This window comes from Capnocytophaga sp. oral taxon 878 (assembly GCF_002999135.1).
Lineage (GTDB): Bacteria > Bacteroidota > Bacteroidia > Flavobacteriales > Flavobacteriaceae > Capnocytophaga.
Window position 1 is genome coordinate 192314 of record NZ_CP027229.1, and the last position, 25070, is coordinate 217383.

Sequence of the window (25070 nt, forward strand, 5' to 3'; positions counted from 1 at the left end):
GTGTGAAAGAAATGAGTAAAATACAACAAGTAAAACCTGCCAATGAGATAATCTATCTGGCAGGAGGCTGCTTTTGGGGTACCGAGTACTTCTATAAGCGCGTACGTGGCGTGCTACAAGTACAATCGGGCTATGTGAATGGGCACACCAATAAGCCTATTTATGAAGAAGTAATGACAGGCACTACCGGTTATGCCGAAGCCGTTAAAATTACCTATGACCCCCAACAAATAAGCCTAAAAAAACTCTTAACACTTTTCTTTACTACTATTAACCCTACCAGCCTTAATAAGCAAGGCAGTGATGTAGGCACCCAGTACCGCACAGGCATCTACTACCTTACCCCAGCACAAAAAATAACAGCACAAGCAGCCCTACGCCGCTTGGCTGCCCACTATACCGAACCTGTAGTAGTGGAGTGCGAACCCTTTAAGGTATTCCAGCCTGCCGAAGAATGGCATATCGATTATTTAGAGAAATTTCCCTCTGTTACTTGCCATATCAATCCTACAGTACTGCGCAATGCCCGTATGGCTAACCCCATACCCCTTTCCAAGAAAAAACATAACCTTAATAAGCTTAGGAAACTCATTAACCATTAATTGTTATGATAAAGTCATTTCTATCCAAAATAGTAGCTGCTGTAGCCAAAAAGAAGATTGATAAATGGGCTAATAACCCCATAGCTACACAGGATAAGTTATTCCATAACCTCATAGCTCAAGCCAAGAATACAGCTTTCGGGCGTGATCATCATTTTAATGAAATTAAAACCTATGCCGATTTTGTAGCACGCGTACCCCTACGTGATTATGAAGCCCTACGCCCTTATATTGATAGGGTAGTGAAAGGCGAAAAAGATGTGTTATGGAAAGGCAAACCCCTATATTTTGCCAAAACATCGGGTACTACCAGTGGGGCGAAGTACATACCCATTACCAAAGCCTCAATGCCTTATCACGTACAAGGTGCCCGCGATGCTATATTGTGCTATATCAATGAAACTAAAAAAACTGACTTTGTAGAAGGGAAAATGATTTTCCTACAAGGTAGCCCTATATTAAGTGAGAAGAATGGTATCAAAACTGGTAGGCTATCGGGGATAGCAGCTCATTATGTGCCTGCTTACTTGCAGCGCAATCGTATGCCTTCCTACAAAACTAACTGCATAGATGATTGGGAAACTAAAGTAGAAGCTATTGTAACCGAAACCTTCTCTAAAAATATGACTCTCATTAGCGGTATCCCTTCGTGGGTACTGATGTACTTTGAGCGGCTATACCAGCGCTCGGGGTTGAAGGTAGGTAAATTGTTCCCTAATTTTAGCTTGTTTATATACGGTGGGGTGAACTATGAGCCTTATAGGCAGCAGTTTGAACACCTTATAGGGCGCAAGGTAGATAGCATAGAGCTATACCCTGCCAGTGAGGGCTTTTTTGCTTATCAGGATAGCCAGAAGAAAAAGGGAATGCTACTGCTGCTTAATGCGGGTATCTTTTATGAATTTGTAGAAGCTGATACTTTCTTCACCGAAAACCCTAAGCGTATCAGTTTGAAAGATGTACAGCTGGGTGTGAATTACGCTCTTATTATCAGTACTAATGCGGGGCTTTGGGGTTATAATATAGGCGATACGGTGCAGTTTACTTCATTGGCACCTTACCGCATAGTAGTTACCGGGCGTATTAAGCACTTTATATCGGCTTTTGGGGAACATGTAATAGCTAAAGAAGTAGAAGAGGCTATGCGTGAGGGGCTGGAAGCTACAGGCGCCCGCATAACCGAGTTTACCGTTGCCCCACAAGTGAATCCTACTGCTGGTGAGTTGCCTTACCACGAGTGGTTTGTAGAGTTTGAACAAAAACCGGCTGATATGAAACTATTGGCTGAGATAATAGATAAAGCCCTGCAAACTCAAAATATGTATTATTATGACCTCATACAGGGTAGGGTGTTACAAACCCTAAAAATTACCGAAGTGCCTGAAGGCGGTTTTGCTGCTTATATGAAGAAAAAAGGCAAACTTGGTGGGCAGAATAAAATGCAACGCTTGGCCAATGATAGGAGCGTTGTAGAGGAACTGATTCCTTAACTTCTATTTAAAACATCTAATCAATTAACTTAAACCTGATGCAGTATTTGTAAAGTACTGCTACGGGCTTTCCGACGTGCTGGGCGGGTATAAAAGGGGGTAACTTTTTTATAATGCGCTCAGCTTCTTTTTCTAAAAACTTATCAGTACCACGTGTTCTAAGTACAGTGGTGCTGCCATCGGTATTGATGCGGATGTATAGTAATACTTTGCCTGTAATACCCATCTCGACTGCAGGTTCGGGGTAATGAAAGTATTTGGCTACGTGCTGGTCTAACTGTGATTTAAAGCAATGGTGTTGGCGCTCATTGAGGGTGTCTTGGCACTGTGAGAACATTGGTTTTTGATCAACAAAATCATAAGGCAGCATAAAGGTATCGGTATGGGTGTTTTGGCTGTAACTTTGGTAGGTGATGAGTGCCAAAAGTAAGAGTATCTTCTTCATTGCAATTAATTTTTTTCAACTTTTAAATATTACAGGAAAGGCGTAGGTTACGGCTGTAGGCTTTCCTTTGTGCTTACCAGGAATGAGGCGTGGGAGGCTACTGATGAGGCGTTTGGCTTCGGCTTCGAAGTCTTTATCAAAGCCTCGTACTCCTAATATTGTTATGCTGCCATCGGTATTGATGCGGAAACTTACCATTACCCTACCTTGTGCGCAGGAGTTGTTGGGGAAGCGTAGGTTTTGGGCTATGTGTTTATCTATCTGCTCTTTAAAGCAGCGGTTTTGTTCTTCTTTGGGTAGGTTTTTACATTCGGGGAATAGAGGTTTTTCTTCTATTACTGTATAGGGTATGAATTCTTCTTCCTCTTGGCTATAGCTTTGAGTGTAGGCTGTTAAAATCAGGAATAATAAGAGTATTTTCTTCATTTTATTTATTTTTTTAATATTGGCGATTGAAATCTATAATGTACATAATGCCTACGGGTACTGGAGTGCCGTTGTGCTTGGCAGGGATAAAGTGTGGTAGGCTGAGAATGATGCGCTTGGCTTCGTTTTTTAAACTTTCGTCGGTAGCTGAAACGTTAAGTATTTTTATGGTGCCGTTGGGCTCGATAATGAATGAGATGTTTGCCTTTCCTATGTAAGGGGGGCGTTCATATCCTTTAGGGAATAGGGCTTCTACCTTTTCTTGAATATGCTTGTCGATTTGCTGTTTGAAGCATTTTAATTGTTCTTCTTTAGATATATGCGCGCATTGCTGAAATTTTGGTTTTTCTTCTACTTTTTTATAGGAATAGTATTCTTTTTCTTGGCTGTAGGTGCTTAAGTAACAGCAAAATAGTATGAAGAAGGGTATTTTCATAGGGGTGTTGTTAATTTTGGCAAAGGTACAAAATAATTATTAAATAGCAAGAGGGTGGGGAGGATTTGGGGGAGGTAAGAGGTAAGAGGTAAGAGATAAGAGGGGGATTGAAAATGCGTAATGAGGAAGTGATGAAAATAGTGGTAAAATGGTAAATATATGAGAAAAATGTAAGGTTTTGTGTATTTTGTTGTGAATTTGGCAAAGGGGTGTTTTGATGTTTAGGGTGTTGATAATCAATAAAGTAATGCTTATCCTTCGTTTATAGTTCGTTTATAGTTCGTTATTCGTTCGTTCATCCTTTGTTATTTGTTTGTTCATCCTTTCTTTATTTTAAGCTGATCTTAGATTATCTATTTAGTTTAATTAGAAGGCTGATTTCTATATACTTATATTACATTTAATGTGTATTGGTGTAGGGCGGGAGGATACAGGAATGGTAGGGGAGGGGAGAGGGGAGTATTGGGGGTGGTAGGGTTGCGGAAAATGCAATTGTGCAGAGGGGTGCTTTTGAGGGTTTTGAAGGCTTGAAAAAGCTGTAAGGGAAGGTGCTGAAAATTAGAGGGTAAGATTTTTTATTTAAACTTTTTTAGGAAAAAATTTGCAGGTTTAAAAAAAACGTATTACTTTTGGCACTTGTTAATTGAAAAGTTAATAGGAAGATGAAATTTACTAAAGACCATTTGTGGGTGCGCTTGGAAGGCGAGGTAGCTACCGCGGGAATTACCGATTTTGCTCAGCAATCACTATCGGATATAGTGTATGTGGAGGTAGAAACAGTAGGCGATACGGTGGCTAAAGATGCTATTTTTGGGTCGGTTGAGGCTATAAAGACAGTATCAGACCTATTTATGCCTATGAGTGGTGAGATAGTAAGTTTTAACGAATCACTTAACCAGCACCCAGAGGTGGTAAATACGGATCCTTATGGAGAGGGCTGGATGGTGAAAATTAAGATTAGTGCGCCCCAAGAATGGGACGAATTACTGAGTGAAGAAGATTACAATGCCCTTATTGATGCTTAAACAGCGCAAATACACTATTTTATGGGTGTTATGGGTAGTGGCTGTGGTAGTACTTAGCCTTGTGGAAGGTAAAGAAATGCCACAAGCGCCTCGGATACCTTACCTTGATAAGGTGGTACACTTTGGTTTCTATTTTGGGTATACAGTATTATTTGTTTTGGCTTTTTGGAAAGAAACAAAAATAATACCTAATGTTAAGAAGTGTTATGTTTGGGCGTTTGTAAGTGCAATTTTGATAGGAGCAACAATGGAAATACTGCAAGGAGCGCTTACAGTTACACGCAGTGCCGACCCAGTAGATATGGTGTTCAATACATTTGGCACAGTTGTTGCTTTACTATTTATGACAAGATATAAAGAGCTTTTTAGATAATTGTTAAAAGTATAATTTAATAACCTTTTAAAGAAAATCATTATGCAACCTAAAAAAAATCCAAGTGCCGATTTGGCAAAAAGTAGTGGTTTGTTCTTTGCTATAGGTTTTGCTATTGTATCAGGGCTTTCATTATGGGGCTTTGAAACAAATGTAAGTACCGGAGGAAAGGGTGGAGGCCGAGAATCACAAGTGGATAAGGTGTTGGATGAGACTGTAGAGGAGGTACATATAGAACTTCCTGATACGCCACCGCCACCGCCACCACCACCAGCTCCAGCTGTAGTAGAAACTGTGGAAGTAGTGGAAAACAACACTAACATTCAAGAAACAGCTATTGCAAGTAACGAGACTACTAAAGAAGAAAAAGTAGTAGAAGTAAAACAGATTCAAACCCCAGTAGAAGAGGATATTCCTATTGATGTTCCTTTTACTATCATTGAGGATAAACCTATGTTTGAGGCTTGTAAGAATGTGCCTAAACCTGAGCAGCCAAAATGCTTTAAAGAGAATTTGGATAAACACGTGGCTAAAACATTCCAATACCCACAAGCAGCAATGGAAATGGGTACCCAAGGAAGGGTGAATGTGAGTTTCCGTATTAATACAGATGGTTCTGTTACCGTTTTAGGTGTACGTGGTCCGGATAAATTACTTGAAGCTGAAGCACGTCGCATCATTGAAAAATTACCTAAGCTGATACCAGGTAAACAACGTGGAAAACCTACTCCAGTTACATTTGGTTATCCTATCAGCTTTAAATTGGAACAATAATTCCTTAAAAATAAACTGTATGAGTCAGTAGTTGGTTGGAAGACTAACTACTGGCTTTTTTTTGAATTAAAAGTGATGAAGATATTTTATTTTGTATTTTTATTATTCCCAATGCTTTTAATAGCACAGGAGGAAGAAGAGATGTATCCTTATATTGTAATACGGGAGAAACCTATGTTTCCAATGTGTGTAGGTAAACCACAGGAAGAGCAGTTGCAATGTTTTAAGCAGGCATTGGATGCGCATATAAAGAAATATTTTTACTATCCTCCTGAAGCAAAGGAGGCAGGTATACAAGGGCGAGTGAATGTCAGTTTTTGTATAGATAAAGAAGGTAAAGTGAAAGTATTGGCGGTGCGAGGTAATGATGAGTGTTTGGAGGAAGCTGCAAAATATATGATTGAGCAGCTGCCTATATTGATACCAGGTAAAAGCGATGGTGAACCTAAGATAGTAACTTTTGCATATCCTATCATCTTTAAGTTGCAAGAAGACAATACTTATGTGGGGCTAAAAGATGTGGAAAAATGTCCGCAGTTTGAGGGGTGTGAGTATGTATCACGAGAGAAAGATTTTCAATGCTTTATAGAGCATTTTAATCAGTATTTGAAAAGTAAGGGATTGATACCTTTTGATGGTAATAGAGATTTTGAAGAAGGTAAGGTGTTTGTAGGGGTACAGATAGATGAGAAAGGACAAACACAATTATTTTCAACAAATGGAAAGACGAAGGAGTTGGAACAACGAGCAAGGGAACTTCTTGAAGCAATGCCAGCTGTAAAACCAGCTATTTACAAAGGTGTGCCAAGAGCAGTGCGCTTTTATTACTCGGTGAAATTTAAGTAGAGATAAGGGCTGTACTTACTAAAAGAAGCAGAAGCTGTGCAAAAAAATGTTTATAGTTTATTGCTAATTGATAATTGTTTTATATCTTTGCACTTTAAAAATCAAGATAACACTTAGTATATGGAATATTTAGATTTTGAACAACCTATTAAAGAGTTAGAAGAACAAATGCAGAAGTGTCAGCTCATTGGGGATGAGAGTGATGTAGATATGAGTGATGCTTGCAAAAAGATAGAAAAGAAGCTGAACCAAGTAAAGAAAGAGATTTACAGTAATTTGACAGCATGGCAACGGGTACAGATATCACGTCATTTGGAGCGTCCTTATACGTTGGATTATATCAAAGCCCTTGCTGGAGATACTTTTCTTGAACTACACGGAGACCGTACAGTAAAAGATGATAAAGCAATGATAGGAGGCTTTGGTAAGATAGATGACCAGAGTTTCCTTTTTATTGGTCAGCAGAAAGGGGTAAATACCAAGATGCGCCAATATCGCAATTTTGGTATGGCCAACCCTGAGGGCTACCGCAAAGCCCTTCGCCTGATGAAACAAGCTGAGAAGTTTAATATACCAGTGGTATGCTTTGTAGATACCCCAGGAGCTTTTCCAGGGATTGAAGCTGAAGAGCGTGGACAAGGAGAAGCTATTGCACGTAATCTTTTGGAAATGTCTCGCTTAAAAGTGCCTACTATTGTGTTTATCATAGGTGAAGGTGCCTCAGGAGGAGCTTTGGGTATTGGTATTGGCGATAAGGTGTACATGCTTGAAAATACTTGGTATTCGGTAATTTCGCCTGAATCTTGTTCATCTATTTTATGGCGTAGTTGGGAATATAAAAAAGAGGCTGCTGAAGCCTTGAAACTTACTGCTCCTGATATGAAAAAACTCAAGTTGATAGATGAGATTATAAAAGAGCCACTTGGAGGGGCACACCACGATCGTGAGGCTATGTTTGTTACTATACGCAAAGTAATTCTTGATGCTTATAAAGAATTGAAGAAACTACCTGCCGATAGGCTAGTAGAGAAGCGTATGGATAAATACCTCAATATGGGGGTGTATAAAGAGTAATTAGTCAATTAACTATTGGCTAATAATCATAATAATCAATATTACTATGAAATACTTATTTCTTTTATGTAGCATCTTATTGTCTGTATCTGTATATGGGCAAAAAGATAGTGAGAACTACATCAAAGCAGGGAAACCTGTATTTGTGATAGCAAAAAGGAATAACTGTAGGATATTATCAGAAAATATTGATCGTGAGAAAACCGAACTAGAAACAAACTTTAAGTTCCTAAATGTAGAAGTACGTGAAGTTCTTTCATTGAAAAAAGGTGAGGGGATACAGTTCGAAAATGAAGCACATACAACTGTTTATATAGAAGGAGATAATAATTTGGGAGATAACTGTACTAAAGTTATCTTTTGGGATGGAAAATCTACTTCTGACCCTATTGTTTATAAAGGACTTTATCTTTCAACAGAATATTTTTCTCCTAAACTGCTTAAAAAGAAACTACAATCTAATTATTACACTTATTTCTTGAGTAAATTGGAGCAGTATAAGAACAAAGAAGAGAAAATCACTTCTCATTCTAAAGAAGTTTCTGATAGAATTGTTTATTATGAACTTGTTAGAAAAATAGACTATAGTAATTTTATGAGTTCTTATGAACTTTTGCCCATTAATACAAAAGGAATTAAGATGATTCAAGTAAAATGCAATGGAAAAAATAGTCGAACTATCTATCTTAATGAAAAGGGGCAGCTTATTAAAACAAGGTCTTTCTTTGAAGATGGTGAGGAGTCATCAATAGATGAATATGTTTATGAAAATGGATTATTGCGCAAAAAGATAGAAAAATCAAATAAGGGTACTATAGATGAAACTTTGTATGCTTATACTGATAATGAGATTTTTGTAAGAGCTATATCCAAAGATAATCCACCTTTTGGGAATTATTACAATTGTAATTACGCACAACTCAAAGAAGATTTTTTAGATTTATATATAGTACACTTTTCAACTTTTGATTATTCAGTAAATGAAAGAGCAGCTATTATCAAGCAAGGAAATCTAATTGTTAATAAAGAATTAGATCTTACTATTCATCTTTCAAGGACTAAGAATTATTTACCAATCACTTATAAATACAAAAATAAGGAAGGTAAAATAATAGCAAAGCAACCCACTCTTTGGGGAAATATTTTTGAAGGAGAAAAAACAGAGTATCATTGGGATAACAACCAGCGTATTAGCAAAATTGTGATTACTGAAGGAAAAGAGAAAACAGTTTATACGTATGAGTATAATTAACAGATTAGAGGATTAGCAAAATTATGAAGCTGAACGCTTTTAACTGACCACTAACTATTAATCATTGAATATTAATCATTAAAAAGATGTTATCAGAACAAGAAATAATTCGTAGAGAAAAACTAACGAAATTAAAAGAATTAGGGATAAATCCTTATCCTGCTCCATTATATCCGGTTGATACTACTTCTAAGGATGTAGCAGATCATTATGAAGAAGGTAAACAAGTGGTTGTAGCTGGGCGATTGATGTCGTTGCGCGTACAAGGAAAAGCTTCATTTGCTACATTGCAAGATAGTGAAGGTACAATGCAATTGTACTTTAATCGTGATGAGATGTGTCCTAATGAGGATAAAACGCTCTACAATGAGGTGTTTAAAAAGCTTCTTGACTTAGGCGACTTTATAGGTGTAGAAGGCTATTTGTTCATCACTAAGATGGGAGAAAAAACTGTAGCTGTTAAGAACTTTACTCTTCTTTCAAAAGTATTACGCCCATTACCTATGCCTAAAGTAGATGCAGAAGGCAAAGTACACGATGCTTTTACTGACCCTGAGCAACGCTACCGTATGCGATATGTGGATTTGGTAGTGAACCCACAAGTAAAAGAGGTGTTCTTGAAACGTACAAAACTGTTCAATGCAATGCGTCAGTTTTTTAACGATGCAGGTTATTTGGAAGTAGAAACACCTATATTGCAAGCTATCCCGGGGGGAGCTAGCGCACGTCCGTTTATCACTCATCACAATGCATTGGATATTCCATTGTATATGCGTATTGCTAATGAGTTGTACTTAAAACGTCTTATTGTAGGTGGTTTTGATGGGGTGTATGAGTTTTCAAAGAACTTCCGTAATGAAGGTATGGATAGAACTCATAACCCAGAATTTACTGCAATGGAAATTTATGTGGCTTATAAAGATTACCACTGGATGATGGACTTTACTGAGCGTTTGCTTGAGCATTGTGCTATCGCAGTGAATGGTACTACTAAAGCTACTTTTGGCAAACACGAAGTAGACTTTAAAGCTCCTTATCCGAGAGTTACTATGACCGATGCTATCAAACAGTTTACAGGTTTTGATATTACTGGGAAAACAGAAGAAGAATTAAGAGCTTTTGCACATTCTATTGGTATTGCAGTAGATGAGACTATGGGTAAAGGTAAGCTTATAGATGAGATATTTGGTGAGAAATGCGAAGGTAACTTCATTCAGCCTACTTTCATCACTGATTATCCTAAAGAGATGTCGCCACTTACCAAAGAACATCGCGATAATCCTGACCTTACGGAGCGTTTTGAGCTAATGGTATGTGGTAAAGAAATAGCTAATGCATACTCTGAGCTTAATGACCCTATAGACCAACGTGAGCGTTTTGAAGAGCAATTACGACTTTCGGAAAAAGGTGATGATGAGGCGATGTTTATAGATCAAGACTTTTTGAGAGCTCTTGAATATGGTATGCCTCCTACCTCGGGTTTGGGTATCGGTATGGATAGATTGATTATGTTCCTCACCAATAATGAGAGTATACAAGAAGTACTTTTCTTCCCACAAATGCGACCAGAGAAGAAAGCGGTAGAGTTGTCAGAAGATGAAAAAGTAGTGTTCGAACTACTAAAAACTTCAGAAAAGCTTCTTTTAGAAACTCTTAAAACACAAACTGCTTTCTCTAACAAGAAATGGGATAAAGCTATCAAAGGGCTTACCAGCAAGAAAGTTGCTAAAGTAGTAAAAGAAGGAGAAGAACTGTTTGTAGAATTAACAAATTAGTCAATTTTTCGATTAGTAAATTATAGATGCCAAAGGTTGTATTATATTCTTTGGCATTTTCTTTTTCTTATAGATTAATAGAGATGAGTTGATATCACTGAGAAATGAACTTATAAGTACATTTTTGTAGAAACTTAAATAAAAAAATCAGCGAATTTGTGAAAGCAAATTCGCTGATTTTTTTTGTTAATTATAGATTGTTTATTGTTTGTAGATGACTATCTGTTGCTTTTGTAAAAGCCGTAAAATAATATGTAGCTATAACATACTACTAAAATAAAGAACGCTAGCCTAAATCCTATATAATCGGTAAGGAAGCCGTAAAGAACAGGTATGAGTCCGCCGCCAACAATCATAGAGCAAAGAATTCCTGAGGCTTGTGTTTTTAGTTCATCAATACCTTCATTGGCTAAAGCAAAGATAGTAGGGAACATTATAGAGTTAAAGAGCCCTATGGCTAATAGGCTTATCATAGAAAATAATCCTTCGGTATTGATAGAAAGTAGAATGAGTGATATGGCACAAAGAGCTGCTATCATAAGCATTTTGGAGGGTGCAAACTTATTACTTAGATGCGCCCCAATGAAGCGCCCTACCATAGCTCCGCCCCAATAGGTGCAAAGGAAAATACCTACGATGGCTTTGGGATCGGGTAGGGAAGAGGTGTGGAAGCCAAAGAGAGAGGATAAGTTTTCCCATAAACCACCTCCTACGGGGCATTCTATTATTTCAGCTTTATTGATTTCGACAAGGTAGTTTATGGTAAAGCTGCCTATTACTACTTCGGCCCCAACATAGAGAAAAATTCCTATGGCTCCTAATAGGAGAGAACGTTTTTTTAAGAGAGTGATGTAGTTTTCTTTTTCTACTTTTTCAATAGCGGTATTGGCATAAGGTAGCTTGGTGAGTGAAAAAATGAGTGCTAAAACAATAATTGCAAAGGCAATGTATAAAGAAGGTATTTGTATGGATAGGGCTTCGGACTGCAGGTATATTTGCTTATCGAGTTCGTCCATTTGGGATATTTCGGCGCTGCTTTTTATTTCGTCTTTCAGTAAGAATGCAGATGCTGCGATGGGGGCAAAGGAGGTGCCTAAGGCATTAAATGCTTGTGAGTAAGTAAGCCGGCTAGGGGTAGTGCTTTCGCTACCTAAGGCAGATATATAGGGGTTAACAGCGACCTGCAAAAAGGTGATGCCAGTACCTAATACGAATACGGCTGACATAAATAGTGGGAATGAGCGCTCATCGGCAGCAGGGTGAAAAAGTAGTGCTCCTAAAGCGATGAGTACGAGCCCTAAAACTATGCCGCGCTGGTAACCTATGCGGCTAAGGGCAAAACCTGCTGGTATGGAGAAGAGCAGGTAGGGTAAGAAAAAGAAAAGTAATAAGATTGCTGAATGGGTATAATTCAGCTCGAAAATATCGCGTAGATATGGTAATAAGAATTGTACAAATACAGTTATCGCTCCGAAGAAAAAGAATAACAGACCTACAAAAGTAAATGCTTTAACTCTCTGTTTTGACTTACTCATTTGTAATTATTGGTTGAAAAAGTTGATTTTTGACGGCGCAAATGTACGGAATTATTTTAAAATTTCGTTAAAATTTAACTTTTTATTTTTGATGTGTTTTCAATCCTTTTTTGTAATATGTTGATAATGAGTATTTGTAATGAGTGTTTGAAGTCTGTTTTAACAATTTAAGCTGTAAAAATATACTTTTGGTAGGGGTGATATTTATAAAAAAAATAGCATAGTTATAGGAGATATGAAAAAAAGTAGTACTTTTGCACTCGGAAATGGTAAGGAGAGGGGAAGGTTTATCCTTCGTTTATCCTTCGTATATCCTTCGCTCATCCTTCGTTCATCCTTCGTTGGAGGTAGCTTTTTTATTATAGGAACAAATAATTAATAACTAAAATAAACTATAATTAACGATGAAAAGCTGGTTTTTAAATGTAGCAGTTTTCTTACTTACGGCAATGCTGTATGCCCAAAATGGAACAGTAACGGGTGAGGTTATTGACGATAGTAATGTGCCTTTGATGGCTGCTAATGTGTTGGTGAAGGGGACTACCCATGGCGTTACCACTGATATGGATGGTAAGTTTAGCCTTGGAGTGAGTGCCAATACTGGGACTCTTGAGGTTTCATACCTTGGGTATGTAACTCAGTCTGTTGCGTATAAGTTGGTGAATGGTAAAGCACACATTAGGGTTAAACTTGTGAGCGACCAAGAACATCTTAGTGAGGTGATAGTAACCGGCAAAAGTACTTTGTTGGATATTGCTCAAGAACGTAAGACACCGGTAGCGGTATCGACTATTCAAGCTACTGAGATTGTTGAGAAATTAGGAACAAGAGAGCTGCCTGAAATTTTGAACCGTACGCCTTCGGTATATGCTACTAAAGGAGGGGGAGGATTTGGAGACTCTAAAGTAAGTATGCGAGGTTTTTCTTCTAAAAACGTAGCAGTAATGGTGAATGGTATGCCAGTGAATGATATGGAAGGTGGTACTGTTTATTTTAGTAACTGGACAGGATTATCGGATGTTACTTCGGCTATGCAAGTACAGCGTGGTTTAGGGGCATCGAAATTGGCAATAGCTTCGGTAGGGGGTACCCTTAACTTCATATTACGAGCATCTGATATGGCAGAAGGAGGTAATATAGCTTTTAACTATGGAAGTAATCAAGAGTATAAAGGTACAGTATCATACAATACGGGTAAAACTACAACAGGCTGGTCAGCTTCAGTACTATTTGGTAAAAATGTAGGTCGTAAATATGTAGATGCAACTCAATTTGATGCATATAATTACTATATAGCATTGGGTTATGAACCTTCTAAAAAGCATAGTTTTCAGTTAATGTTTACAGGAGCAGCCCAATGGCATAACCAACGTTATAACAGTCCTTCAATTGAGGCTGCTCAGAAAAATGGAGGTACTGAGGATAAACCTAATAGACGCTATAATGCTGATTGGGGGTATTTAAATGGAGAGGTTTTTTCATTGAAAAGAAATTTATATCACAAGCCTGTGGCTATGCTTAATTGGGATTGGAAAATGAATGAACAAACATCATTAAGTACAGTGTTATACGCTTCATTTGGTAGAGGTATGGGTATTAGTGGTGATGGAAAAGCTTATAAAGGGAACTTAATTAGAAGAACAACAAAAGATGGTGTAGTTTATTATGTGCCTAATGAAACTACATTTGATGGACTTCGTACACCTGAAGGTTTGGTAGATGTAGAAGCAGCAGTACGCTACAATAAAGGTGAGGCTGTTTCTGGTCTTCAACAAATTAGAACACCAGGTATAACAGGAAATACTTTACAAGTAGTTGATCCTTTAGGAAATAAACATTATATCAGTGAAGGCTTTACAAATATAGGTTCTGTAAACTCTCATGATTGGTATGGGTTTCTTACTAATTTAAAACACGAAATTAATAAGAATTTCACATTAAACTTAGGGATAGATGGTCGTTATTATTATGGTTATCACCATCGGGTAGTTACTGACTTATTAGGAGCTTCAGGCTATGCTACAACAAGCAATAGAAACCTTACAACACCTAATATTATTAGGGCAACAGTTTCGGATAAGCCTTCTTTCAATCCTTTTTCGAGTGTAACGCCTCTTGAAAATCAAACAGGCTGGAGTAATGATGGTGAGGTAAAATGGTTTGGTCTGTTCTCACAATTTGAATATTCAGATGATAAGTTTTCGGCATTTTTGCAAGGTTCTACTTCAATGCAGTCATATCAACGAATTGATAACTTTTTAAAACCTGGTACTTTAGCTATTAGGACTAACCCTAATACAAAGATGGATAAGGAAACAGGATTTAAAAATATCATAGGTTATAATATTAAAGGTGGAGTGAACTATAATATTAATGAGCAACATAATGTTTTTGCTAATATAGGTTATTACTCTAAGCAACCATTTTTTAATGCAGTATTTCCTAATAATAAAAATTTCTTAAATCAAGAATTGACAAATGAGAAGATTTTTGGAGTAGAGGCAGGTTATGGTTTTAAATCAGAATATGTTAATGCTAATATGAACGTATATCGTACTTCTTGGAAAGATCGTTATGAATCTAAGCGAAACAATATAATACTTCCTTCAGGTGGTACACTTACGGCTTATGCTAATATTTTCGGTATAGAAGAAGTACACCAAGGAGTAGAATTTGAAGCAACAGCTACTATTAATCAATATTTGAAGTTAAATGGTTCACTTTCTTTGGGAGATTGGTTTTACAAAGGTAATGCAAATAGTTATCTTATTAATAATAATAATGAGAATGTGGATAATCAAGGAAATGTAATCAGAGGTGATGTTGCACCTTACATTACTTACTTAGATAGAGTGAAAGTAGGTGAAACGGCTCAAACTACTGCTTCATTAGGAGCTACTATTTTTCCTTCAATTAAGGGGCTAAAAATAGATGTTGATTGGCAATATGTAAATAATCTTTATGCTAATCTAAATATCGTTGATTTTACTTCAAAAGCAAAGGCTGAATTGGGAGCTTTGAAATTGCCAAGTTATAATTTATTTGATTTAGGAGTTTCTTATAAATTATCATTAACTGATAAACAAAGACTTACATTTTCAGCTCGTGCTTATAATGTGTTAGACACTTATTATATAGCAGAGTCTTATTCAAGTAAACATGTTGAAAATGGAGTGAAAACTTACCAAGGTATTAGTGTGAAAAACAATGTGTACTTTGGTGCGGGACGTACCTTTAGCTTTGGTGTACGCTACAACTTTTAATGAGATAATAACTAAGAAATAAGGAAGAGGCTGCCTGATAAAGGGCGGCCTCTTTTTTTTGTTGGTAAATTGGGATGATAGGTGGTATTGGGGTGGCATTAGCTTACTGACTATCCTTCGTTTATAGTTCGTTTATCCTTCGTTATTCGTTCGTTCAAGCTTTGGTTGAGTTATTGGGAGAATAGAGAATTGGTAATTTGGTGAATTATTTGTATCTTTGCATTCTAGGACTTGAAGTGTATAATCTAAAAATCTAAAGGAAAAGAGAAATGAAGACATATAAATCGGTTTATGAAATCTTTGAGACTTATAAGGCGGTATCGGGATATGAAGATATTGACTTTGTATTTGATATAGTGAATTATTTCCGCCAAAAAAGTAAAGATAAAAAGGTACCACTTACTATTGGAGAATTACTTTCGGAGTTAAAGCACAATGAAGAGCATATTGCTTTTTTTAAGGAAAAGCTTCATAGTGTATTTGCTAATAAAGGGAAAGTGATTCTTTTTACAGATGCGGGGTTACTAAATAGTGTTTCTTTTTTTAAGGAACTGCGCAGGCGTATAGGGCATCAGTTGGTTCCGGATCAGCCTTCACAAGAGAATATTCAGTATGTGCTTAATCAGCTTTTTTATAAGCCTTCGGATGTGAAATGGGTACAGCGGATTCCTTTAGAGAATTGGAAGGAACTTTTTGATATTCTTGCTGTTGAGACTTTTTATGAGGATAATGAGTTAAAAAGTACCTCGCAGGAGATATTGTTGGCGATAATGATACTTTCACAACGTATGGGGGGGCTGGCTTTGCAAACGGATGTACACCGTATGGTGCCTGAATATGCGCAGTTAAACAGTCCTTTTATTGCTTTGGATGATGAATTAAATAACCTTGCTAGAATTCTTGCTAAGGAGGAAAGGCCTTACCTTTATATTCAGGAATATGAGCAAGATTATAAGCAACTGAATATTTTGGCTGGGCAATGTGAGGATTTTGTGAATAAGGCGGATGCTAATGCGGGTAAATATGGGGTTACTTTTAGTGTAAACCAAACGCTTTTGCTTATAAGGCAGCAGGTGAAACGCATTAGGCGGTTATACAACTATCTTTTTATAGAAAAAGAAGTGGATAAGCGGGAAAAAGTTATTGCTTTTTACTTAGATATGGTGAAAACCAACTCTAAAAAGAATAATGTACGCAAACTTATTAACGATAGTGTGTATAATATTACTTATGAAATTACTAATTATACTGGTAAAACGGGGGAACATTATATCACATCGACAAGGAGTGAGTATTTTAAGATGCTGAAAACAGCTTTATGGGGAGGGGTGATAGTGGCTTTTATGTGCCTCATAAAGCTTTATATGAGTATGCAGCCTGACCAAAGTAGTTTTTTTCGTGCTTTGAACTATAGTATGAACTATGCTGTGGGATTTGTACTTATTTACCTAACGGGCTCTACTTTGGCGACGAAACAGCCCGCTATGACGGCATCGACTATTGCAAAAACTTTGGAAAACCTGAATGTAAATGATGGTAAGGATAAGATGAAGTATTACCATGAGTTTACAGCCCTATTTACACGGCTTTTTAGGTCGCAATTCATAGCTTTTGTGGGGAATGTATTTGGGGCGTTTCCTATATCGTTATTATTGGTAATAGGGCTAAGTTATTTGAATGGTTATAATATTGCGACTGAGAAGAGTTTGCATCTGCTAAAAGACCTAAATATATGGCATACACCGGTATTTTTGCATGCTTGTATTGCTGGGGTATTTTTATTCCTTTCGGGTATAATAGCAGGTAATGTGGCAAGTGTGAATAACTTTAATAATTTTTATTACAGGCTTTCGGAGCACCCTTTTCTAAAAGGATTTTTTGGGAAAGTACGTATGCAGAGGGTAGCAAGCTGGATGCAGCGAAAATGGCCGAGTGTGGTATCGAATATATGGTTTGGTGTTTTTATGGGTAGTGCGTGGGCAGTAGGAGAATTTTTTGGTTTACCTATTGATATACGCCATATTACTTTTGCAAGTGGTAATTTTGCTTATGGCTTGTATGGTATGGATTTTATGATTAGTTTAGAGAATGTAATGTGGTGTGTATTAGGTATAGGAATTATAGGATTGGGTAATTTTATTGTAAGTTTTGGCCTTTCGTTATGGATAGCTTTGCGATCACGAGAGGTGCCATTTTCGGAGTTGCGCTATCTGATACGTTGTGTGTGGAATGCCTTTAAAGCTCGTCCGAGTGTATTTTTCTTTCCGGGGAAATAAGATTATGGTTTCTAATATTTGCTTTTAGTTGCTGATAATCAATAAAGAATAAACAAATGTTAAATTTATAACATTTTTCTTTTAAAAAACTTCTAATAATATTTGCATTATATTGTATTTTATTTCTATATTTGCGGTGTCTAATAACCAATAGAAAGTTTTAGAAGTATGGAAAGAAAATTCTTCTTATTGCTAATAGTATTTTGGGGCTTCACCTTCCAACTATTTGCACAGACAAAGCAAGTTACAGGAACTGTAACAGATGAGAATGGCACTCCGCTAGGTAGTGTGAGTGTGCAGGTAAAAGGTACTACCCAAGGGGTAGCTACTGATTTTGATGGTAAGTACAGCATAAATGTGCCTCAAGGAGGAGTATTGCTGTTTAGTTCGGTAGGATTTGCCTCACAGGAAAAGAAAGTGACAAGCACAGGTAAATCTGTTGTAATTAATGTGGTACTGAAGGAAGATACCCAAGAGCTTTCGGAAGTAATTGTAGTAGGGTATGGTACTAAAAAGAAAGAGAACCTTTCGGGTGCGGTAGCTTCAGTAGATACGAGGAAGCTGAATACTCGTCCGTCATCTAACATTACCAAAGCCTTACAAGGAGCCGTAGCTGGGGTAACTATTATTTCGCGTCCTGGAGGCACAAGTCTTAATATTCGTGGACGAGGTAATTTAGGTAGTTCTGATCCTTTATATATCGTAGATGGTATTGAGGTGAGTAGTGGATTTTTCAATGCTATTGATCCTAATAATATTGAGAATATCTCTTTCTTAAAGGACGCATCATCAGCAGCTATTTACGGTGCTAAGGCAGCCTATGGGGTAGTGCTTGTAACTACTAAAACAGCTAAGGCAGGGGTAATGCAAATTAGTTATAATGGCTCAACAGGCGTACAAATGCCTACTTATTTGCCTAAAGTAGTTAATTCGGCTGAATATGCTGAAATGTATAGGACTGCTGAAAGAAATGGAGGGGTAAGGGAAGATAATCTTACCTTTACAAATGAAATGGTTCAAAAATACCGTGATGGATCGGATCCGGACCGTTATCCTAATACCAATTGGTTTGATCTTATTCTTAGAAAACAAAGCTTTATTACTAAACATAACTTGCAGTTATCAGGAGGAGTTGATAAATTCAAGTATCTTGTAGATACAGGTTTTCTACAAGAAGAAGGTAATACTATAGGTAGTAAGACAAACCGCTATAACTTTAATACCAAAACCTCTTCTGATATTAAAAAATGGCTTACTCTTACCACTAATATGAACGTTATTTATACCAAGTATAACAATGATCGAGGAGGAGCTAACTTAGTAGAGGCTTTGCGTATACCACCTACACAAGTGGCTAAACACTCTAACGGAGAATGGGGAAGTGTACGTAATGGACGACAAAATACAGGAGCAGAGATTAATCGTAACCCTCTTCGTTTGTTGACTGAAGATGGACGTTCTAACTATACCCAACGCCGTATTTTAGGAACAGTAGCTGCTGAAGTACGCCCTTTAGAAGGTATGAAGATTACTAATCAATTTGCTTATAGTTATTTTGACACTCGTAACTTTTCATTTTCTAACCGCAAAAAAGGAGTACCAAGTTTCTTAACTCCTTCTAGTGGTATCATACCAGGTACAGCTTCTACAGATAACCAAATGAAGATGGATTGGTATTACTCTGATAAATTTGTGTATGACGGTTGGCTTAACTATGACAAAACTTATAATGATCTTCATGATGTTACCTTTATGTTAGGTACTCATACTGATGCTTATTCATTTCGTCGTCTTATTGTAGGGCGTAAAAATTTTGCTAGCAATGAGATGAATGATTTTTCAGGAGGTTCAGTTAAAGAAGCAGACCAAGTTGTAACTGATAGTGATAATGTAAATTATTATGAGGAAGAAAGTATTAATTCTTATTTTGGTAGGTTAGGCTATACATACGCCAATAAATATTTGTTTGAAGCTAACCTACGTGCAGATGCTTCTTCACGTTTTGCTAAGAAAGGTCGTTGGGGTTATTTTCCTTCTTTTTCTGCTGCTTGGCGTTTGGAACAGGAAGAATTTATGAAAAATATTTCTTGGCTTGATGCTCTTAAAGTACGTGCTTCTTGGGGGGAAAATGGTAATATCAATAATATAGGTCTATATGATACTTATTCTACTTACAGTAGTGGTAGTACTACTGTATTAGGAGGTGTAAGTACTCCAATTCTTTATGAAGGACGTATAGGTAACCCTAATCTTACTTGGGAGACAACTGCTTCAACGAATTTAGGTATTGATTTAAGTCTTGGTAAAGGGTTATTTAGCCTTACTGCTGATGTATATAACCGTCTTACTAAAGGTATTTTGATTCGTGCCAATGATATTATGACTGAAACAGGTTTGTCATCAGGCCAGATACCAGCTCGCAATGTAGGTAAGGTGCGTAACAAAGGTATAGAGTTAGTACTTTCTCACCATAAAAACTTTGGTGATTTTGAGTATAATGTATCTGTAAATGGTACTTATAACCATAATGAAATAGTTGATTTGGGAGATAAAGTAAACCAATTACCACCAAGTGGTCACTGGATATATCGTAAAGGAGGATCTATAGGCGATTTTTATATGATTGAAGCTAATGGTTTATATTCAATTAAAGATATTGAAAGTGGTAATTATGTGAAGAAAGGAGCGCAAGCGCCCGAAGCTGGTATGATTCGTTTTGTAGACCAAAATGGAGATAAAAATATTGATGATAATGATCGTGTGGTTACAGGTAATGATGTCCCTAAATATACTTATGGTATTAACTTAGATCTTAGTTACAAAAATTGGACTCTTTCAGTATTAGGACAAGGTGTGTATGGAGTAAAGGTATATTTGGAAAACGAAGCTGCACAAGCTTTCTTTGATCAATCAGTACCACGTGAGTGGCAACGTGATAATTGGACGACTACTAACCAAGGAGCTATTTATCCTAAGTTATTTGTACCTTCCGATAAACGTTTTTCATATAATTCAACTCATTCTTCATTTTGGTTGTTTGATGCTTCTTATTTTCGTATAAAGAATATTACGTTGGCTTATAATTTGCCTGATAAAGTAGCTAAGAGTATAGGAGTAACCAATGCACGTGTATTCTTCTCAGGTGATAATCTCTTTACTTTTAGGGGAGATAAACGTATGAAAGACTTCGATCCAGAAGTAGCTACTTCTCGTGGCTATTCAATAGTATTGAAAAGCTATACAGCAGGCTTGTCATTTACTTTTTAACCAATAACCATTAAATATTAAAACAATGAAAAATATCATACATAAATCATTCGTTGCCTTGGCACTAATGGGGGTGATGAGCTGTAGTGACGATTTTTTTGAAAAAACGCCTCAGAACTCTTTAGACCCCTCAAAAATTGATGCAGACCTTTTTGTAGGAATGCGTAATAGTATTTATACCCAAATACCTGGTGGTTATGGTAATATTTTTGAAGATGGCTTTGCTGATAATGGCTATTCACGTAATGCTTGGGATAGCAATGGGAGCTCAGTGCAAGCTAATACTCTTGATGCAACTCAAGATTATGGTTATGCAGGTTATTACTCTGGTATTCGTATTTGTAATCAGGTGATTGAACAAGTAGATACATTTGAAAAACTACCTACTGATTTACGTATTAAGTATAAGGCTGAAGCTCGAGTAATGCGAGCTTGGCTTTATGGTAATCTTACACTTTACTTTAATAATGTACCTTTTGTAACATCTATAGCTAATGATTATCCTGAGGGACTTGCACAAACATCAGCTACTGAAATCAGAACGTGGGTATTAAAAGAATTAGATGAAGCTATAGCTACTTTACCTATAACTAATGATAAAGGCTGTTTTAATAAAGGAAAAGCTTATGCTATCAAGGCACGTATGGCTTACTTTTTTGGTAATTATCAACAAGCTGAAGCTGCAGCTCGCTACGTAATTGATAATGGAGGTTACCGTTTGCATCAAATATCAGCTCTTACTGAAGATATGGTAAAGGATGGTAATTATTTTAAACAATTTGTAGATTTTAGTACTTATGGTATAAGTGAGCAAGATTTTATTAAGGGCTTGTTTAATTACCAAGATATTTGGAAAGCTGATAATAGTCCAGAAACTATCATTGCTAAAGAATATATTGCTAATCAACGAGAAGGAAGTTGGCTTAGGGTAACAGCCTTGCTAACCCCTAACTTAGTCTCTAAACGCGCTTGGGCTACTATAGTACCTATACAAGAATTGGTTGATGCTTATTGGACAACAGACGGGAAAACTAAACCCACTTTGGCTACTATGGAACAGCGTATACAACAATATAAAACATTAGATACAGAGATAAAAACTATCCAAGCCGCTAATAAGTCAACTTACAGTCAAGCTGTGGGTACTATAGCAAGTAGTTTGCCTAATAAAGCTTATATGCAACAATTTAAAAACCGTGATAGTCGTTTGTATGCTTCCATTGTATTTCCTTTCTCTTCTATTAGTAAATATCGTATGGGGGAATATCATCAATATATCCCTGATATTGTAAACTATGGGAAAAGTGGTTATGCTTTTAGGAAAATGAGTGGAGCTGATGATGTCGCTACTATTTGGGACAATACTTATTACACTACAGGGGTCGATTTTCCTGTAATTCGTTTGGCCGAAATGCTTCTTATCTATGCAGAAGCTCACACTCAAAATACAGGTTACGATGGTACTGTCGAAACTGAACTCAATAAGCTTCGTACCCGTGCAGGCATGCCTAATGTACCTACAGGGCTTTCTAAAAATGATGCTCTTGATTTTATTCGTAAAGAGCGTCGTATCGAAATGGCTGGTGAAGGTCTTCGTTTCTTAGATATTCGTTTGTATGAAGACGATACCCGCAATGGAGGATTTAAAGGTACTGAGGCAGCTAGTGTAGTAATGACCGGACAAATACACGATGTAGTAGGTAACCCAGGGGCTAAAAAAACATGGGCAGAACGTTTAATGTATCTTCCTTTCCCAACTACAGCTTTAGATAAAAATAAAAACTCTGGAATGAAACAAAATCCTGGCTATTAATAAACAAAATTGGTAATAATAACGGGTAAAAAAGGAAGGCTGCTTAGTTTTATGCTAAGCAGCCTTCACTATTTTCATTTCTTTTCTTACCATTTAAACTGCACTAAAAATTCGTGTGAGTTACGTGATTGTAGGTTTAGATGCGTTTGGAAATAACTCTCAAATCCGTAACCTATACTTACATAATAATCAGGAATGTTAAAAAGAACATAAACATTAGCCGCTTTATCAGTACGATAGGTAAGTCCAAGTTCAGCACGTTCTACAAAGTTACCAGCCAAGGTCAGATCAGAGAGAGGAGTTTTGCCTTCTGCTAAGCGTAGTTGTATGCGTGGTTTTACGGTAAACTCTGGGGTAGGGCGCCAATAGTAACCACCTAATATATAGTAGTATTTATTTTCTGCAACAGAGGTCATAACATCATTATCTACACGTACTTTATCCGAAGCTAACATATTAGGAATAGAGAAGCCTAAATAAAAATAAGGATGGTCATAAAAAAGTCCAGCACCAAAATTAGTTTGAAACTTACCCGAAATGCTCTGTAAATACGAACTGTAATAGTAAGTAGGGTGCATGCGGTCGCCATTGGCGTAGTATTGATTGTAAAGATAATTATATTGGCTCATTTCTCCAGCATCTATATTAAAAAAATCACCACCAAACTTTACCCCTCCTATAAGGTTTGAGTTGTAAGTAATAGGGATGCTATATGAAGCATCAAGGTAAATACCAGCTTGTTTTTGTATAAATACTTTGTTGTTAGCTATTGAAGCTCCTATCGCCACCCTATCAGTAAGTCGGTGAGTAGTGAAAAAGGTCTGTGTCAGAGGGGCTTCAATCATATCACGAAACTGATTCCGTATGTTTACCGACACAGTGTGCCCTAGTTCCAACCCTACAGCAGCAGGGTTAACCAAGTTTTGATGTTGATGAGTGAAAATGTATGCAGGGTCTATATTTTGGGCTTTTGCAAAACTGATTCCCATTATACCTACCCATATTAGGATATGTAAGGCTTTATTCATTGTCAATTATTTTAATTGTTATGGTAATACTCAAATGCTTTGTGAATCTCTTCAAAAGGCACTATACAATCTATTTTAGGTTTCCCTATTGCTTCCAATAATACAAAAAGTATATTACCCCCTATATTCTTCTTATCAAAGCGCATTAGTTCGCATATTTCAGTTATTTCTTCTTTGCTAAAATATTCTTTAGTAAAATATTCACCCAATACAGCTTTTATTTTATTGCAATCATCTAAGCTAAAACCTAATTGTGTTGCCGAAAGATACGAGGCCAATACCATCCCTATAGCTATAGCTTCCCCGTGTATAAGGCGTTTTCTATTAGGGTTTTGTAAGCAATAACTCTCAATAGCATGCCCAAGAGTATGCCCGTAATTTAAAGTTTTGCGTAAGCCTTTCTCTGTAGGGTCTTGAATTACAATTTCATTTTTAATTAATACCGACTCATAAATTAAGGTGCTTAAGTATTCGCTATCATACTCACTTAGCCTACACATCTTCTCCCAATATGAGGCAGAATTTATAAGTCCGTGTTTAAACATTTCAGCCATACCGCTGCGCAGTTCATTAGCAGGAAGAGTCATCAGGTAATCAGTATTTATGATTACCCCTTGTGGTGTATTTATTACCCCTATAAGGTTTTTAAGAGAGCCCAAGTCAACTCCTGTTTTACCACCTACCGAGGCGTCTACCATAGCCAAAAGGCTCGTAGGCACATTTATAAAAGGTATGCCTCGCATATAAGTAGAAGCTACAAAGCCACCAAGGTCAGTAACCACCCCACCGCCTATATTAATAAGAAGCGAATGGCGGTCAGCTCCCAGTTCCGAGAGGGCATACCACACTTGCGTACAAGTATCAATATTTTTATGCGGTTCACCAGCTTCTATTTCAATGATTTCAATAGGAACATTAGTAGCCAATGAAGGCAGAAAAACAGGTAAGCAGTTTGGGTTTGTATTACTATCAGTAAGCAGAAATATTTTTGAAGGCTGTGTATTAGCAAGGTAACTATTCAAAAAATCAGTTCCTTTCTCTTGAAAATACACTTTATAGTTATATGATAGTATAGAGTTCATTCTTTCGTAATGAAATATTATTATTGCCGCAAAAATACAAATTTTTTTTCAATTAGCAACTAATAAATCATACCCATTGATTTATGCACTAAGTTGTTAGCTTTTTCCTCCTTTTCAAAACCAGAAAATTAACACTTGAGCCCCCAGCAGTAGTCTCTTTTTTACATCTTATATCTTACTACCTGTCCAACAGAAAAATTTTCTGTTAGAGCTATCTTAGAGCTACCATAGAGGAAGCATAGAGGAACCATAGAGCTTCACCTAAGGATTTACAAACTCCGAGTTTCT

At 36.9% G+C, this 25070-nt stretch carries 19 protein-coding genes; 13 read left to right on the forward strand and 6 right to left on the reverse strand.

Going from position 1 to position 25070, the window contains the following annotated elements:
• The first annotated feature begins 11 nt into the window (after positions 1–11).
• On the forward strand, positions 12–602 hold the full coding sequence (msrA, locus tag C4H12_RS00915) for a peptide-methionine (S)-S-oxide reductase MsrA (protein ID WP_106097240.1): 591 nt from the start codon (positions 12–14) through the stop codon (positions 600–602).
• Positions 603–607: 5 nt separating this feature from the next.
• A complete protein-coding gene (locus C4H12_RS00920; RefSeq protein ID WP_106097241.1) occupies positions 608–2092 on the forward strand; it encodes a GH3 auxin-responsive promoter family protein in 1485 nt (494 codons plus the stop codon).
• Positions 2093–2108: 16 nt separating this feature from the next.
• Here C4H12_RS00920 and C4H12_RS00925 read toward each other — a convergent pair whose 3' ends face one another.
• Genes C4H12_RS00925 through C4H12_RS00935 form a run of 3 tightly spaced genes read right to left on the reverse strand, consistent with a single transcriptional unit; the run spans position 2109 to position 3399 of the window.
• Entirely contained in the window at positions 2109–2537 is a 429-nt protein-coding gene (locus C4H12_RS00925; protein WP_106097242.1) for an energy transducer TonB, read from the reverse strand.
• Positions 2538–2552: 15 nt separating this feature from the next.
• Complete coding sequence (locus C4H12_RS00930; RefSeq protein ID WP_106097243.1) at positions 2553–2963, reverse strand: energy transducer TonB; 411 nt, start codon at positions 2961–2963, stop codon at positions 2553–2555.
• A 13-nt stretch (positions 2964–2976) separates the two neighbouring features.
• Complete coding sequence (locus C4H12_RS00935) at positions 2977–3399, reverse strand: energy transducer TonB (RefSeq protein ID WP_106097244.1); 423 nt, start codon at positions 3397–3399, stop codon at positions 2977–2979.
• A 662-nt stretch (positions 3400–4061) separates the two neighbouring features.
• Here C4H12_RS00935 and gcvH point away from each other — a divergent pair.
• The 7 genes from gcvH to lysS all read left to right on the forward strand — a co-directional run bounded on the left by gcvH (position 4062) and on the right by lysS (position 10518).
• Positions 4062–4424, forward strand: a complete 363-nt coding sequence (gcvH, locus tag C4H12_RS00940; protein WP_106097245.1) for a glycine cleavage system protein GcvH — start codon at positions 4062–4064, stop codon at positions 4422–4424.
• Positions 4390–4797, forward strand: a complete 408-nt coding sequence (locus C4H12_RS00945) for a VanZ family protein (RefSeq protein WP_254424787.1) — start codon at positions 4390–4392, stop codon at positions 4795–4797. The genes gcvH and C4H12_RS00945 overlap by 35 nt, the downstream gene beginning before the upstream one ends.
• A gap of 42 nt (positions 4798–4839) precedes the next feature.
• Positions 4840–5571: an energy transducer TonB gene (locus C4H12_RS00950; protein WP_106097247.1), complete on the forward strand. Its 732-nt coding sequence runs from the start codon at positions 4840–4842 to the stop codon at positions 5569–5571.
• 75 nt (positions 5572–5646) lie between these two features.
• Positions 5647–6417 carry an energy transducer TonB gene (locus C4H12_RS00955; protein ID WP_106097248.1) on the forward strand — a complete coding sequence of 257 codons (771 nt, stop codon included), beginning with the start codon at positions 5647–5649 and terminating at the stop codon, positions 6415–6417.
• Positions 6418–6537: 120 nt separating this feature from the next.
• Positions 6538–7491, forward strand: a complete 954-nt coding sequence (locus tag C4H12_RS00960) for an acetyl-CoA carboxylase carboxyltransferase subunit alpha (protein WP_106097249.1) — start codon at positions 6538–6540, stop codon at positions 7489–7491.
• Positions 7492–7537: 46 nt separating this feature from the next.
• The gene (locus C4H12_RS00965; protein ID WP_106097250.1) at positions 7538–8743 is read left to right on the forward strand and encodes a hypothetical protein; all 1206 of its coding nucleotides are present in this window, start codon (positions 7538–7540) and stop codon (positions 8741–8743) included.
• A gap of 86 nt (positions 8744–8829) precedes the next feature.
• The gene (gene lysS, locus C4H12_RS00970) at positions 8830–10518 is read left to right on the forward strand and encodes a lysine--tRNA ligase (protein WP_106097251.1); all 1689 of its coding nucleotides are present in this window, start codon (positions 8830–8832) and stop codon (positions 10516–10518) included.
• 218 nt (positions 10519–10736) lie between these two features.
• Here the strand turns inward: lysS and C4H12_RS00975 are convergent, their stop codons facing one another.
• Positions 10737–12053 carry a sugar MFS transporter gene (locus C4H12_RS00975; RefSeq protein WP_106097252.1) on the reverse strand — a complete coding sequence of 439 codons (1317 nt, stop codon included), beginning with the start codon at positions 12051–12053 and terminating at the stop codon, positions 10737–10739.
• A gap of 404 nt (positions 12054–12457) precedes the next feature.
• Here C4H12_RS00975 and C4H12_RS00980 point away from each other — a divergent pair, with 404 nt between their 5' ends.
• The 4 genes from C4H12_RS00980 to C4H12_RS00995 all read left to right on the forward strand — a co-directional run bounded on the left by C4H12_RS00980 (position 12458) and on the right by C4H12_RS00995 (position 22672).
• Positions 12458–15316, forward strand: a complete 2859-nt coding sequence (locus tag C4H12_RS00980; RefSeq protein WP_106097253.1) for a carboxypeptidase-like regulatory domain-containing protein — start codon at positions 12458–12460, stop codon at positions 15314–15316.
• A gap of 269 nt (positions 15317–15585) precedes the next feature.
• Positions 15586–17592 (forward strand): recombinase, encoded by a 2007-nt coding sequence (locus C4H12_RS00985; RefSeq protein WP_106097254.1) that lies wholly within the window; start codon positions 15586–15588, stop codon positions 17590–17592.
• 168 nt (positions 17593–17760) lie between these two features.
• Positions 17761–20859, forward strand: a complete 3099-nt coding sequence (locus C4H12_RS00990; RefSeq protein WP_106097255.1) for a TonB-dependent receptor — start codon at positions 17761–17763, stop codon at positions 20857–20859.
• Positions 20860–20884: 25 nt separating this feature from the next.
• A complete protein-coding gene (locus C4H12_RS00995) occupies positions 20885–22672 on the forward strand; it encodes a RagB/SusD family nutrient uptake outer membrane protein (protein ID WP_106097256.1) in 1788 nt (595 codons plus the stop codon).
• An 86-nt stretch (positions 22673–22758) separates the two neighbouring features.
• Here C4H12_RS00995 and C4H12_RS01000 read toward each other — a convergent pair whose 3' ends face one another.
• Together C4H12_RS01000 and aroB are read right to left on the reverse strand one after the other, a co-directional pair.
• Entirely contained in the window at positions 22759–23700 is a 942-nt protein-coding gene (locus C4H12_RS01000) for a PorP/SprF family type IX secretion system membrane protein (protein ID WP_106097257.1), read from the reverse strand.
• A gap of 11 nt (positions 23701–23711) precedes the next feature.
• Entirely contained in the window at positions 23712–24782 is a 1071-nt protein-coding gene (aroB, locus tag C4H12_RS01005) for a 3-dehydroquinate synthase (protein WP_106097258.1), read from the reverse strand.
• Between the last annotated feature and the right edge of the window lie 288 nt (positions 24783–25070).